Raw genomic sequence first — 13,266 nt, forward strand, 5'->3', positions numbered from 1 at the left:
CTTCGGCGGCTCGACGCGCATCTACCCGCGCGAACGCACACCAACGGCGGCCCCGTCCGCGTCAGGCGAACCCGCGAGATGACCGAGGAGCACGAGAACCGCCTGTCGCCCGCGAGCGCGATGGACGATCTGACGCAGGGCGAGCAGCGGGCGGTGGATCACCAGAGCCGCCCGAGCGCGGCGCTGATCCACGAGACCATTCGCGCCGAGGGCGAGCGCGAACTGGAGCGCAGCGCCTTCGCCCTGATGATGTCGGGGCTGGCCGCCGGCCTTTCCATCGGCTTCTCCGTCGTGGTGCCGGCGATCCTCGTGGTGGCCCTGCCCGAAGCGCCCTGGAAGCATCTCCTGACGTCGCTCGGCTACACGGTCGGATTTCTGATCGTGGTTCTCGGCCGGCAGCAGCTCTTCACCGAGAACACCCTGACGCCGGTGCTGCCGCTCCTGCGCAACCCGAGCCGGCGGCGCGTCCTCCAGGTGTTGCGGCTGTGGTCGATCGTGCTCGTGTCCAACATCGCGGCGACCTGGATGTTCGCCGCGGTGCTCGCCCACACGCCGGTCTTCGATGCCGAGATCCGGCAGGCCATCGCCACCTTCTCCGCATCCACCATGGCATCGCCCTTTGGCGCGATGTTCCTGAAGGCGGTCTTCGCGGGCTGGCTGATCGCGCTGATGGTCTGGCTGATGCCGGCGTCGGGCGATTCCAAACCCTTCGTGATCGTGGTGGTCACCTACGTGGTCGCCCTCGGCGGCTTCGCCCACATCATCGCCGGTTCGGTGGAGGCGTCGTTCCTGGTCCAGAGCGGCGCGGCGTCGTTCGGCGACTACGCCTTCACCTTCTTCCTGCCGACGCTGCTGGGGAACATGGTCGGCGGCGTCGCGCTGGTCGCCTGCTTCAACTTCGGCCAGGTCGCGCCCGAGCTCCAACAGTAGCGCAGGCGGCGAACGGTTGGATCGGCGCGTCAGCGGGACGAGGGGGAGGCCGCAGCCGGAACCACGAAGCGCCGACCGAAGTCGTCGAGTCCAGTCGGTGCAGACCGGGACCGCCGCGCGGATCGATGCGGCCGCGCAACGCGGCGGCAGCGGCCGTTCGAGGTCGAGCAGGCGCGGGCTACAAGGCGTGGGAGCCCATGGGGCGGATCACCGACCTGGCCACCGCTGACGTCCCGGTGATTCAGACGAGCGCCAAGTTCGGAAGCCAGCGCGAGACAAGGAGCACGCCGGCGCGGAACCGGGCACCGCCGCGCAAGGCCCCCACGCGTCAGGAGCCGTCGCACGACAGGCGGGACCGGCAGGCCAGAGCGGGAGCCACCACGTCCCTATCTCGCCGCTCGCTGTGAGGAGCGGCAAGCCCGGTCGCGACGGTCGAGACCGGGACGCCGGCCGAAAACCGGCGGTAGGGCATCCGTCATCGGTGCGGGACGAGCGTCCGCGGGAGCACCCTGCCGTGCCCATTCACGAAGGCGATGACTGCATAAATTGTTTGCATGGAATGCAGGTGACTACGCAATGGCCTTTTCGCGGGCGCTGCATAAGGTGTGGCAACTGCGATCAAGGACCCGACGCGATGTTGAAGACCACGGCCACCCGCATGCTTGTCGTCCTGTCCGCCGTCCTGGCGGCCGGCACCTCGAATGCCGAGACGCTTCGGCTTGCCCATGAATCCTCCTCGAACAGCCTGATCCAGAGGGCCGCCGCGATGTTCGCGGAAAAGGTCGGCGCCAACTCGGGCGGCGACCTCGAGGTTCAGATCTTCCCGGACGGACAGCTCGGCGACGAAGCGGCGATCGCCGACGGCGTGGGCAACGGTTCGATCGACATCGGGCTCGGCGGCGTGGCCGACGCCATCGACCCCAAGCTCAACGTCATGACCCTCCCGTTCCTGTTCAAGGACCTCGGCGCCGTGCACGCCTTCCTGGACGGGCCGGTCGGCAAGGACCTGTTCGCGCTCGGTGCGGACAACGGCTATCACATGCTCGGGGCGCTCGATTCCGGTTTCCGTCAGTTCGCCCTGACCAAGGGCCCGGTGAACGCGCCGGCCGACCTCGAGGGCGTGAAGATCCGCGTGCCCGGCAATCCGGTTCTCCTCGCCACGATGACGGCGCTCGGCGCGCTGCCGCAGTCGATCCCGTTCGGCGAGGTCTACACCTCGCTCCAGTCCGGCGTCGTGGACGGCACGGAGCCGGAGATGCGCGATTTCCTCGACCAGAAATGGTACGAGACCACCAAGTATCTCTCGATCGCGAACTACGTCTGGACGCCGAACTACTGGTTCATGAACAAGGACCGCTACGACGCGCTCGACGACAAGGACAAGGCCGCGGTCGATCAGGCCGTGACGGAAACCGTGGCCTGGTATCGCAGCGAGCTCACCAAGACCTACGACGAGGTGCAGAAGACGCTCGAAGCCGACGGCGTGGCGGTCAATACCGTCGACCAGGCGCCGTTCCGGGACATGGTTGGCGACGTCTATTCCCAGTTCGGCCGGGAATGGGGCGAGGATCTCGTCGCCAAGGTCCGCGAAGCCGCCAAGAACTGATCGCAGGGCTCGCGCCGTCCGCCTCGCGGGGCTGAACGTCCCTGCGGGACGGACGCCCGCTCGTGCCGCTCTCGGAAACGATCCATGACCATTCAAACCGACCCGCCGTATCCGGCCGATCCTCGCGCGCTGCGCTGGTTCGGCTGGTTGATGACCTCGATCGCCGTATCGGCCTTTCTCGGCATGACCACCGCCACGCTGCTCGGCGTCGCCGCCCGCTATCTCGGCGTGCGCGGGCTGGAATGGACCTTCGAGATGTCCGGCATCCTCTTCCTGTGGACGAGCTTCGCCGGCGTCGTGGTCGCCGAGCTGAGGCGCGAGAACGTCGCCTTCACGGTCCTCGTCCAGGGCCTCGGGCGTCGGGGCCGGCGGATCGTGGCGCTCGTCGGCTCCGCGCTGACCCTCTGGCTGGCGGTCGAGATGCTGCGAAGCGGCATCGCCTTCGCCGGTCGCAGCGGCATGGCCCCGACGGCCGTGCTCCGGCTGCCGCGCCTCGTCCAGATCGCGCCGCTGGTCGTCTTCGCCGCCGGCGTCGCCCTGATCGTCGTCGCGCGCATCGTCCAGGACCTGCGGGCGGGAGACGCGCGATGACCACGTTCGTCCTCTTCGCCGCATTCCTTCTCTGCCTCGGGATCGGCATGCCGATCCTCTGGGCCATGGGCTTCTCGACGGTCGCCGCGCTCGCCTTCGGCGACCTGTCGATGCCGGCAGCATGGCTGTCGCAACAGGTCCTGCGCGGGGCGGATTCCATCTATCTCGCCGCGATCCCGCTCTTCCTGTTCAGCGGCGAACTGATGAATCGCGGCGGCCTGACCCGGCGCCTGATCTCGCTGGCCGACTACCTCTTCGGGCGCTTCACCGGCGGCCTCGGCTTCGTCAACGTCGCCACCGCGTTCGTCTACGGCGGCATCAGCGGCTCGGCGACCGCCGACACCAGCGCCGTCGCGAAACTGATGATCCCGGCGATGGAGAGCCAGGGATACCCGCGCTCCTACGCCGCCGCGATCACCGCCGCTTCGGGTACGCTCGGGATCATCGTGCCGCCGAGCGTCATCTTCATCCTCTACGGCGTCCTCACCAACACCTCGATCGGCGGCCTGTTCCTGGCCGGCGTCGTCCCCGGCGCGGTGATCGCCGTGGCCTTCCTGGTCACCTCGTGGATCATCGCCAAGCGCAACGGCTACCACGGGCGGACCTCAGACAAGACCTTCCGCCAGTTCCTGCAGGACGTGCTCTATGCGCTGCCGGCCCTCGCTATGCCCTTCTTCATCATCGGCACGATCCTGTCGGGCCTCGCCACCGCGACGGAGGCCGCCGCGCTCTCCGTGGTCTACGCGCTCGCCGCTGGCGGGCTGGTCTATCGCGAGCTGACGTGGAAGGAGGTCGGACACGCGCTGGTCGAGACCGTCTCGGGAACCGGCGCCGTGATGCTGATCGTCGCCATCGCCACGCCCTTCGCCTGGATCCTCACGGTGGAACAGTTGCCGCATGCGGTCAGCGGGCTGATCGAGACGGCGGGCGCCGGGCCGGTGGGCACGGTGGCGATGGTGATCCTGATCCTCCTGTTCGTCGGCACCTGGCTCGACCTCGGGCCCGCGCTCATCATTCTCGCGCCGATCCTGGCACCCGTCCTCTCGCAGGCCGGCCTCCAGCCCTTCCAGATCGGCGTCCTCTTCACCGTCGCCCTCGGCGTCGGCCTCTACACGCCGCCCGTCGGCACCAATCTCTTCGTGGTCTGCAATGTCGGGCGGGTCGAGATCGGGGCCGTGACGCGCCAGCTCGTGCCGTTCTGGATCGCGAGCCTCGTCGTGCTCGTGCTCCTGGCGGCGTTCCCCGCCTTGAGCGAGTGGCTGCCGGGCCTTCTAGGAAACTGACGATGCAACATCTCGTAGGCGGCATCTCGAGTGCCGGACGGGCGCTGCCTGCGCTCGATGGACAGCCCTTCGTCGTGGAGCGTGCGTCCGGTCCCCATATCTGGGGCAAGGACGGGCGACGCTACATCGACACCGCGCTCGGCTTCGGCGCGATCCTTCTCGGCCACGCCGACCCGGTGGTGAACGAGGCGGTGCACAAGGTCGTGGAGCGCGGCTCCATGCCCGCCTTCGCCCACGACGGCGAGGAGGAGGCGGCCGCCGCCATTGCCGCCGCCTGCGGCCCCTTGTCGAGCGTCCTCTTCACCAACTCGGGCAGCGAGGCGGTGCACATGGCGTGCCGCATCGCGCGAGCCGTCACCGGGCGTCGGACGATCGTCAAGATGGCGGCCGGCTTCGACGGCTGGTTCGATCCCGTCGCCTTCGGCAATGCCGGCTCGCCGGAGGCGCTGATCGGAAACGGCCCGCGCCCCGAGCGGAGCGACGTCGCGCTGCTGCGCTTCAACGACCTCGCCGATGCCGAGCGGCTGTTCGCCGAGCGCAGCGACATCGCCGCCGTGATCGTCGAGCCGCTGCTCGCCAACGCCGGCTGCATCGAGGCGGCGCCCGGCTATCTGGCGCGGCTGGGGGAACTGGCGCGCCGCAACGGCGCGCTGCTCATCGCCGACGAGGTGCTGACGGGTTTCCGCCTGCGCTTCGGCCTGGCGAGCCACGCGCTCGGCTTCGAGCCGGACATCGCGACACTCGGCAAGGCGATCGGCAACGGCTTCGCGGTGGCGGCCGTGGCCGGACGGCCGGACATCCTCGCCGCCGCGGCCGACGGGCGCGCGGTGCGGGCCGGCACCTATAGCGGTAATCCGGTCGCCACGGCTGCGGTGAGCGCCTCGCTGGGGCAGCTCCGCGCGAGCGACTATGCGGCGCTCGAAGCGCGCGGACAGCGCGTTCGGGGCACGCTGGCCGAGGCTTTCGCGCGGCGCGGCGTGGCGGTCCGCACGTCGGGCTTCGGGCCGGTCTTCACGCTCTGGTTCGGCCAAGCTCCGCCGGCGGCCTACGAGGACGCGGCCGCCGCCGCGAACCCCGCGAGGACCCTGTCCCTGCACACGGCCCTGCGTCGCCAGTCGGTGATGACGATGCCGCAGGCCTTCGGACGCTTCTATCTCAGCTTCGCCCATTCCGACGCCGTGGTGGCGGCGATGGAGGAGGCCGTCACGGCGGCGGTGGCGTCGCTTCCGCAGGCGTGAATTCGGACAGAAGGAAGGACGCCAGGCGTCGTCCCGCGAGGTTGATGCCGGGGGCCCGGACCAGCGCGAGCTCGAGGTCCGGCAGGGGCGGCAGGCCGTCGGCCTCGGTCAGGACGCGGTGCTCGAAGGTCAGCGCCGACTGCGGCAGCGCCGTGATCGCAAAACCCATCATCACCGCCGACTGCACCGATTGCAGGTGCGACGACACCCAGACGACCTTCCAGGGCAGCCCGGCATCCTGCAACGCGCGCAGGATGTGGGGTCGCGCCCGGCAGTTCTCGGGAAACAGGGCGAGGGGAAGTTCGGCCGCCTTGTCGGGCTGGAAGGTCGCCGACGCGCACCAGATCTGACGCTCGAGCTTCAAGAGCTCGCCCTGCATGTCGCCGGCGCGACGGGTGATGATGGCCAGATCGATGTCGCCGCGCGCCACCAGCGGTTCGAGATCCTCGGAGAACTCGCAGACCACCTCGATGGAGATGTCGGTGAAGCGCGAGGAGAACTTCTCCATCACGCACACTCCGAAGAGGCCGATGTAGTCGTCGGGCATCCCCAGGCGGACGCGCTTCTGCGTTCCGACGCCACCGAGTTCCTCGAGCGTCTCCTGCTCGATCTCGATCAGCTTGATCGCCCTTGCGAACAGCAGTTCTCCGGCGGGCGTCAGCGATATCGTGCGCGAGGTCCGGTTGAGGAGCCGGACGCCCAACCGCTCCTCCAGCCGCAGGATGGAGGTCGACACGGCCGCCTGGCTGCGCCCGACGCGTTCACCCGCGTTCGTGAAGCTCCCGGTCTCGACGATCGCGATGAACGTCGCCAGGGTATCGAGGTCGAAATGCTGCAAGGAACCGGATCGCCTTCGTGTCCGCCGCCAGGATGCGACCAGTCCCGTATCGGCGCAACTCCCCAATTGCGGAAGGCCGAGGCCGTCCCCGACAGTGCCGGCGCGGCATGCCGACGGCGGCCAGCGAGCGCCGGCCCTCGCGCGACGCGGGCGCCGCGCTTCAAGGCCGAAGAGCGGGCCACGCCGGCGGATCCGCCCTTACATTCGCCGTTCCGCCAGTCCGGCGGCCAGCTCCTGTTCCACCGCGTCAGCCGGCTCAACGAGCAGACCTCGGTGATCGCGACCACGAACCTCGCCTTCGACAAATGGCCCTCGGTGTTCGGCGACACCAAGACGACCACCGCGCTCCTCGACCGCCACACGCACCGCTGCGACATCGTCGAGACCGGCGACGAAAGCTGGCGCTTCAAGAACCACCTGTGACCCCCTTCGAGACCATCGGCGTCCGCACGGTCACGCTTCAGGTGCAAATTCGGACGCCAATCACGGGTCGGCTCTGCAGGCCGTACGATAAACAAGAGCGCGCACCACAAGGATTCCCACGACATCGAGTGAGATGAGGGAGGGCAGGGGATGGGTCCACTTGTCCATGTTGGCCGTGCGCCCGTGGTAGGGAGGCCCGGAGCCATAGGCTTCGATCAGGATCGTGGCGTTCAGCCAGACAGTGATGGTCAGAAGTGCGAAGGCCAAGGCGGTTCGGGCGATCCGGGCGGCGGGCGCTCGCCGTCTCATCCCGCGACGACCTGCACGAAGCGGCCGTGCACCCAGCCCGAGCGGCAGAGACCTCGATAGGGGATGCGTGTCTCGCGCGGGGACGACACGCCGCAATCGGTGTCCGTTCCCCCGGCGGGATAGACGATGCCGAACCAGGGACCGCGTTCGTCGCAGATGGCGACGAGGGTGCTGGCACCGAGGCGATCGCGTTCCCGGTGCCCCGCGGCGGGTCCCTCGCGAACCGACAGGAAGTTGTCGCCGTTCGGATCGAGCCCGACGATCCGCCCGAGGCTCGGGCAAGCGTCGAATTCGGCGTCGCCGCCGATCTCGACGGGCACTAGGCCCTGCGCGCTCGCGGTCGGCGGAGGCAGCCAAGCCAGGACCGTCGCGATGCAGAAGAATGGGATCGTGCGTTTCAGCTGAGCCCCTTGTCGCTGGGCGTCGGGCCCGTCAAAGCCCGTAGCCGCCAGATGCGCTCGTCCCCCCATCGCTCGATGCGGTTCCTCGCCGGATCGAGCGGGAGCTCGAAGACCATGGGGCGCGAGACGCTTCGCCGCGTTCAAGACGTGTCCCCGCCCATCGTCCCGTAGAGCTGCAGCATGGCGAGCGAGGACAGGCCCCGGATGGCGCCGCGATCGTCGCGCAGGACGATCCAGCCGGGCGCGTCCGATCCCCCGCCCGGCATGGCGAACAGCTGTGGGCGGCCACAGATCGTCACGCTCCAAGCCCCATCGGGCTGCGCTTCGGTGAGATGGGGCTTGCGACGGGCCAGCCGTCCCTCCGGCACGAGGATCACCGCACGGGGCACGCCGCCCGCCAGGGCGAGGGCTAGCCTCCGGATCCACCGGCGGTGACCCGTCACCGACGCCGAGCCGCACTCAATGTCACGTCGGCTTCCCGAAGCCACCCGGTCACGCGTCCGCCGGCGGCTTCGAGATACTCGACATGGATCCAGCCGGGGCGGCGCGCCAGCACCGCGACCGGGTCGAACCGGACGAGATAGGGGCGCCTGCTGCCGGGCGCATCCGAAGGGGAAGGGCGGAGGATCGCCCGCTCGGCCGTGACGAGCCCCGCTCCGATCCAGTCCGCGCGCGGCTCGTCCAGAAGGAGGTCGTAGGGCGCGTCCCGCATGTCGCCGGTCGTCATCAGGCAGCCGCCGTGGTTTTCCTCCAGCCGCAGGGTCGGCTCCGCGCCGAGGCGAAGCTCGCCGCCGATGCGATCGACCTCGCCCGGGACCCATGTGTCGACATCCGCCGAGTCACCTTCCAGGCGGCCTTCCAGCAGGAACAGGCAGCTGAACTGGGGAGCGTCCACCGAGCCGTTGCCGACCCGGCGCTCGGCGAAGACCCCGTGAACCGACCCGTCGTCCCCCACGGCGAGCGCCAGCGGGCCATAGCTTCCCGACAGCGGCTTCGAGGCGCCTGCGGGATGGGCAAAGGCCAGCAGCAGCGCGGCAAGGGTGGGAAGGGAAAGCCGAACGGTCACGTCACGCCTCGATCCGATCCGTCGTCGTCCGCGATCCCCGGGTTCGCCACTTCGGTCCTTCGGCACTGATCTCTCAGCAGGGGAAGGGTTGGTTGAGTTGCAGGATCATCATGGAGAAGTTGCTCTGGAGGCCGCTGAACGCATACTGGAGCCTGACGGAGCCCATGCCGGATTCCGGGTCGAACTGGCCTTCCTCGGCGTTTCGGACCGCGTTGCGCCCGTCCGCGATCACAGAGTTGAATCGGCTCTGAAGCACCGGGCACCCCTCCGGCTTCTCGGCCCGCACGGCACGGTCCCAGTTCTCGACCATGGTCGCCATCTCCTCGAGATTCCCGGCGAACGCCTCCCGCGCAGCGACGTCGGCCGGGTCGCCGAAGACGGTCGCGACCTCCTTCATCGCCGCCTTGCCGCTGAGCACGATGCCGGCGCGGTAGCGCTCCACGCTGCCTTCCGGCGCCCTGTCGTAAGTCTCGCGCATCAGGCGCTCGTCGCGTGCTGCGATCCTGTCGAAGAAGACCGCTTCCGCGTCCGCGACCTTGGCGAGCGACGCCACGAAGGTGGCATCCTCCGCCCGTGCCTTGGCGCCATCGTCCGTGAGGAAGCCCTTGGATTGGGCATAGTTGGCCAGCCCGTTGTTGACCGGCTCGAAGGCTGCGATCGCGGTCGCGTAGTCGCGGGCCGCCGGTTCGATCTCGGGGATCGACCCCTCCATCGCGCCTGCGGCCTCCAGACGGGTGCGGATCTTGGTGACCTGCCCGACCGGAACCACTGCGTAGTTCTCCAGGGGGCGGTCGCCGGCCAGCTTCGGCGAGACCGTATTCCGGTAAGTCTCCAGAGCCTTGGCGAACAGTCCCGAGCTTTCGTTGGCGGCGATGATGTAGGCGTTGGACTTGGCGACCTCCGTCTGTTCGGCCGACGCGGAGCCCTGCGCGGCGCCGTCCTTCCCCTCGCCGTTGCACCCCGCGAGGCAGGCCGCCGCCAGCATAGCAAACCCCGTCACCCGCGCGCGAACGCGATGCCCCATCTTCGACCCCTCTGCCCTGCCGACCGCAACGCGAAGCCATCCGTCCGTTCCCGGACGAGAGGACTCCGACCCCGGCCGCGACGATTCTCCTGGCCGACGCATGTATCGCGGCGCTTCGACCCTGCCAGTCCTCGTGCGGCACGCCACGCGATAGGCCTAGGCGGGCGAGGATGCCGGACGCCGGCTGCATCGTCCGGCTCGACGCATCCTGGGGCGAACGGCGGACCACGGGACGGGGCGCGCGGCTTGCATCTCGAATGCGCTTCGGGCTTCGGGCGGGCCTCCGGCCGTCGCCGCCTGGGAAAGCGTCAGGTCCGGCCGTCAGAGATACCAGATCACGAGAAGGCACGCGGTCATGAAGGCCGCCCAGATCATCCAACGCGTATTCGTCGTCATACAGGCCCCTGATCTGCACCCGGTCGCCGACGGGTTCGGGACGTACGGACGGCGGGTTTCACGCGTCCAAAACCTGACGACCCGGTTCCGCGCGAGCCGCGTGAAGCCGGGTCGTCGCCTTATACGGCAGGCATTCGTGATTACCGGAACGACCGCCCCGAGAGAGCTACGGGATGTCGGCGCCGAGATCGCCGTTCGTCGAGTATGTCACCCCTTCCACGACGATCGGCGTGCCGTCGTCGTAGCCGTCACGGTATGGCTCCCCCAGATCCGCTCCGAACTCGTTGGCCGCCGTATGGGCGATGGCTTCGGCCGAGTTGCTCCAGTAGGCGTCGTCTGTCGCGTTCTGGTCGAGGCCGCCGGGCAAGGCCACGTGCGCGAACTCCGAACCCAGCGCGGCGGCGGGGCTGATGATGTCGCCGTCCGAGAGCTGCAAGCCGACATCGGGGTTCCAGACCACGCCGGACCCGTCCGCCAGCGCCTCGTCCGCCCACACGCTGCTATGGTCGAAGTGGACGTCGGTGCCGCTCACAGCGTCGACGATGTCGCTCGCCTGGTCCGAGCCTTGGAGATGAAGGAGCGCAAGCTCCAAATTGTTGGCGTCCTGAGTGGTCGCGTTGTGCATGTCGAAGTCGTTGGCGTTGGTGCGATCGTCGCCCCAGGTGACCTCGGTCTGCTTCGTCGCGTTCTTGCTGGCCATCAGCATTCACCTCTGTGTCGGGATCTGGAGATAAGTGTTGGCAGAGACTTGCCGCATCTATCCGCCGTCGCTCGCGTCGCTGCGCGGGCGAACGTCTGCGATCGTGCCGTTAAGCGCTGGATCCGGCGGGCGGAATTTCTTATCCGGTGCTCGGCAGCACTTTCAGATCCACTGATTTCTACCGCACTGTTCATTGCGGGATCGAGCCTAACCACTGCTCGCGGTCGGTCAAACTATTTGTCGGAGGTGGTAAATTGCCGGCTAAACCACTCGACGGGCAGCGTTTTCGTGGGTGCCCGGCTCGCCTCGCCAATCGACGTCGGCCATGCGTCTGCCACAATCGGTCCTCGGTCGAGTGCCTTCCGTCGTCGCCGACGGCGCGGTGCGCGCTGCCGCATGGACCTTGGCGATGTTCGTGCCTTGCGCGCCCGATCCGACGCCGACAATCCACGGATCAGCGGTGCGATGATGGCTCGTATGGCGCTGCCGCGGGCTCGAATGGCGTCCGCCGCCACGATGCGGACATCGTGCACATCGCGCTGCCCTCACGTTTTGCTGATCGCCGTTCTTCTCGGTTCGTGTTCAGAAGGGCACCAGGGCGCCGCTCATCGCAAGGAAGACCACGAGGCCGATGATCGGGCCGAAGGCTGCGAGGAAGTGCGCCCATCGGACCACGCGAACGATCACGCAAGTCCGCGCCCAACCTTGCCGGCGCGCCTGCCACTCGACGAGGCCGCAGGCCAGTATCGACGGGACATAAAACCAAAGCGCGAAGCGACCGACGATCCACCACCTGCGGTACGCATCACCCGGGTCCGGCCTGCCCGGGATGGCGGCGTCGAGCATGAGAGCCGCGACCGGAACGCCGAGGAAAGCGATGTAGGGGACGGCGTCCAACAGGTCGCCTAAACTGCGCTGAACCGGGCGGCGTCGCTTGGTGGACCGTCTGCGTGCCGTCGCGGCTTCCGCCGCGCGATCCCGTTCGGAATCGGTGGTGTCGTGCATGATCGTCCCGTTCTGAACGGCGCGTCACCGTCGAGACGTCGCTCGGGGTGCATTCTGCATTGATAGTGGATGCATCCGGCTTAGGATCCGTTGAGTTGCAGGCGGGGGATCGGCGTGTTGGGTTTTCTGAATCGTCTTCTCGGCCGCGCGCAAGGGGTCCCGGAACAGGCGGTCGCCGAACCGGAGCCCCTCGATCGGGCCGACGTGGTGCACCAGATCCACGTTCTGGCACGGGGAGGCTTCCACTCGGAAGTGTCCGCGCTCACCGCCGTCGTCGAGGACTACCTCGACCCCGACCGTCTCGACCCGGAGGACCGGCGCTGGGTCGAGGCGGAGGTCGAGCGAGCCTTCGAGACCAAGCGGGCGGACGAGGCGGTCTGGCCGGCGATCACCGACTTCGACCGCCTTGTCGCCGCCTTCGACGCGCTGACGGCGACTGGCATCGTCGCCCTGCACCGCGCCGGCTACACACGTTCGGACGGCATCTCGGACGCCTGGGAGGTCTACCACCAGGGTCGGGAGGAAGGGGTCGAGGCGCGGGGCTTCGCGTTCTACCACGGGCAGGACGTGGAGGCGGTGGGCGACGGCGGTCTGTATCTCGCGTTCGGTGCCTTCGATGAACGCGACGAGATGGCGCGCCGGATCGGGGGCGAGATCGTCTCCGCCGTCGAGGCGCAAGGATTGGGCACGCGGTGGGAGGGCGACGTGGACACGCGCATCCTGATATGGCCGATCGATTGGCGAAAACGCAGTCCTGTCGACTGATCCGCCGAGGACCGCTTACCAAAACCTCGCCGAACCCTTCGACGGCCGCCTCGGGGCGAAAGCTCGCGATCGAGCAGCCCCTAGCGTCGCCGCTCACGGCGTACGGCGTCCCATGCCCTCCGCCAGCGAGTTCGCGTTCGCACGGGCGGAGGCAGATGGGTCGGATCGAGCTCCAACGGGTAATCCGCGAAGAAAACGGGCAGGCTGGACGGCCCGCCCCGCTCGGCGCGGCCGATCGCCTCCGTCAGCCAGCCGGCATAGGCCCAGTCCCGGCCTCTGCCCATCCGCACGATCCGTGGGAAGCGCTCCGCGAACAACGTGGCCAGTTCTTTTGCTGGGAGGCCCGGCGTGTCCGACCAGCCGAAGTACCGGTCCTTCGAACCCGTCGAGTAGGAAGCCACGTCTTCGCTCGATGAATGGTCGACGATACGCAGCCCGTCGTCGCTCATGTTGCCGGCATGGGTGATCGAGCAGCGCCAGTGCACACCGCTCGGTGCCAGTCCCGAGGCGAAACGGAGATGCTGGTATCCGCCCCTATGCAACTCGTGGACCATGCACAGGAGCCGTGTCGCGGATGGGTGGGCCGGACTTGGAGGCGGAACGGGAGCGGTTGGTTCGAGCATGACTGACACTCCGGGAAGAAGGCCCGTGCCAGGGCCTCTTGGCGTGCTGAACGTCCGTTATGACGCTG

The 13,266-nt window shown here is 68.4% G+C and carries 14 protein-coding genes and 1 pseudogene; 7 read left to right on the forward strand and 8 right to left on the reverse strand.

What is annotated here, in order from left to right:
* Positions 1–78 precede the first annotated feature (78 nt).
* From D3218_RS08675 to D3218_RS08695, 5 genes are all read left to right on the forward strand, one after another.
* The gene (locus D3218_RS08675; RefSeq protein WP_119539600.1) at positions 79–930 is read left to right on the forward strand and encodes a formate/nitrite transporter family protein; all 852 of its coding nucleotides are present in this window, start codon (positions 79–81) and stop codon (positions 928–930) included.
* A 634-nt stretch (positions 931–1,564) separates the two neighbouring features.
* Positions 1,565–2,536: a TRAP transporter substrate-binding protein gene (locus D3218_RS08680; protein WP_119539601.1), complete on the forward strand. Its 972-nt coding sequence runs from the start codon at positions 1,565–1,567 to the stop codon at positions 2,534–2,536.
* A gap of 84 nt (positions 2,537–2,620) precedes the next feature.
* On the forward strand, positions 2,621–3,127 hold the full coding sequence (locus D3218_RS08685; protein ID WP_119539602.1) for a TRAP transporter small permease: 507 nt from the start codon (positions 2,621–2,623) through the stop codon (positions 3,125–3,127).
* Positions 3,124–4,410, forward strand: coding sequence for a TRAP transporter large permease (locus D3218_RS08690; RefSeq protein WP_119539603.1), 1,287 nt, complete (start codon positions 3,124–3,126; stop codon positions 4,408–4,410). The genes D3218_RS08685 and D3218_RS08690 overlap by 4 nt, the downstream gene beginning before the upstream one ends.
* Positions 4,411–4,412: 2 nt before the next feature.
* On the forward strand, positions 4,413–5,648 hold the full coding sequence (locus D3218_RS08695) for an aspartate aminotransferase family protein (RefSeq protein WP_119539604.1): 1,236 nt from the start codon (positions 4,413–4,415) through the stop codon (positions 5,646–5,648).
* Here D3218_RS08695 and D3218_RS08700 read toward each other — a convergent pair.
* Entirely contained in the window at positions 5,614–6,486 is an 873-nt protein-coding gene (locus D3218_RS08700) for a LysR family transcriptional regulator (RefSeq protein ID WP_119539605.1), read from the reverse strand. The two genes, D3218_RS08695 and D3218_RS08700, sit on opposite strands and share 35 nt — an antisense overlap.
* A 207-nt stretch (positions 6,487–6,693) precedes the next feature.
* Here D3218_RS08700 and D3218_RS08705 point away from each other — a divergent pair.
* Positions 6,694–6,909, forward strand: a pseudogene (locus D3218_RS08705) (ATP-binding protein); the annotation flags it as partial.
* A gap of 305 nt (positions 6,910–7,214) precedes the next feature.
* Here the strand turns inward: D3218_RS08705 and D3218_RS08715 are convergent.
* The 6 genes from D3218_RS08715 to D3218_RS08740 all read right to left on the reverse strand — a co-directional run bounded on the left by D3218_RS08715 (position 7,215) and on the right by D3218_RS08740 (position 11,810).
* A complete protein-coding gene (locus tag D3218_RS08715; protein WP_245414979.1) occupies positions 7,215–7,763 on the reverse strand; it encodes a hypothetical protein in 549 nt (182 codons plus the stop codon).
* Positions 7,760–8,008 (reverse strand): hypothetical protein, encoded by a 249-nt coding sequence (locus tag D3218_RS08720; RefSeq protein ID WP_136625072.1) that lies wholly within the window; start codon positions 8,006–8,008, stop codon positions 7,760–7,762. The genes D3218_RS08715 and D3218_RS08720 overlap by 4 nt, the downstream gene beginning before the upstream one ends.
* Before the next feature lie 50 nt (positions 8,009–8,058).
* Entirely contained in the window at positions 8,059–8,685 is a 627-nt protein-coding gene (locus tag D3218_RS20075; protein ID WP_119539608.1) for a hypothetical protein, read from the reverse strand.
* A gap of 73 nt (positions 8,686–8,758) precedes the next feature.
* A complete protein-coding gene (locus tag D3218_RS08730) occupies positions 8,759–9,709 on the reverse strand; it encodes a DUF3829 domain-containing protein (protein ID WP_168990464.1) in 951 nt (316 codons plus the stop codon).
* Between the two features lie 562 nt (positions 9,710–10,271).
* On the reverse strand, positions 10,272–10,805 hold the full coding sequence (locus tag D3218_RS08735) for a hypothetical protein (protein ID WP_136625073.1): 534 nt from the start codon (positions 10,803–10,805) through the stop codon (positions 10,272–10,274).
* Between the two features lie 582 nt (positions 10,806–11,387).
* Positions 11,388–11,810: a hypothetical protein gene (locus D3218_RS08740; RefSeq protein WP_119539611.1), complete on the reverse strand. Its 423-nt coding sequence runs from the start codon at positions 11,808–11,810 to the stop codon at positions 11,388–11,390.
* 114 nt (positions 11,811–11,924) lie between these two features.
* Here D3218_RS08740 and D3218_RS08745 point away from each other — a divergent pair, with 114 nt between their 5' ends.
* Positions 11,925–12,575 (forward strand): DUF6891 domain-containing protein, encoded by a 651-nt coding sequence (locus D3218_RS08745; RefSeq protein ID WP_119539612.1) that lies wholly within the window; start codon positions 11,925–11,927, stop codon positions 12,573–12,575.
* Positions 12,576–12,655: 80 nt separating this feature from the next.
* On the opposite strand, the gene D3218_RS08750 is transcribed toward D3218_RS08745, so the two are convergent.
* Complete coding sequence (locus D3218_RS08750) at positions 12,656–13,129, reverse strand: hypothetical protein (protein ID WP_136625074.1); 474 nt, start codon at positions 13,127–13,129, stop codon at positions 12,656–12,658.
* Positions 13,130–13,266 lie beyond the last annotated feature (137 nt).

Origin of the sequence: Aureimonas flava (assembly GCF_003583935.1) — a bacterium.
GTDB lineage: Bacteria > Pseudomonadota > Alphaproteobacteria > Rhizobiales > Rhizobiaceae > Aureimonas > Aureimonas flava.

Excerpts from the sequence above, each read along its gene's own strand:
- D3218_RS08680 (WP_119539601.1), top strand. The coding sequence starts at position 1,565 with ATGTTGAAGACCACGGCCACCCGCATGCTTGTCGTCCTGTCCGCCGTC.
- D3218_RS08750 (WP_136625074.1), bottom strand. The coding sequence starts at position 13,129 with ATGGTCCACGAGTTGCATAGGGGCGGATACCAGCATCTCCGTTTCGCC.
- D3218_RS08685 (WP_119539602.1), top strand. The coding sequence starts at position 2,621 with ATGACCATTCAAACCGACCCGCCGTATCCGGCCGATCCTCGCGCGCTG.
- D3218_RS08735 (WP_136625073.1), bottom strand. The coding sequence starts at position 10,805 with ATGGCCAGCAAGAACGCGACGAAGCAGACCGAGGTCACCTGGGGCGAC.
- D3218_RS08740 (WP_119539611.1), bottom strand. The coding sequence starts at position 11,810 with ATGCACGACACCACCGATTCCGAACGGGATCGCGCGGCGGAAGCCGCG.
- D3218_RS08690 (WP_119539603.1), top strand. The coding sequence starts at position 3,124 with ATGACCACGTTCGTCCTCTTCGCCGCATTCCTTCTCTGCCTCGGGATC.
- D3218_RS08695 (WP_119539604.1), top strand. The coding sequence starts at position 4,413 with ATGCAACATCTCGTAGGCGGCATCTCGAGTGCCGGACGGGCGCTGCCT.
- D3218_RS08675 (WP_119539600.1), top strand. The coding sequence starts at position 79 with ATGACCGAGGAGCACGAGAACCGCCTGTCGCCCGCGAGCGCGATGGAC.
- D3218_RS08730 (WP_168990464.1), bottom strand. The coding sequence starts at position 9,709 with ATGGGGCATCGCGTTCGCGCGCGGGTGACGGGGTTTGCTATGCTGGCG.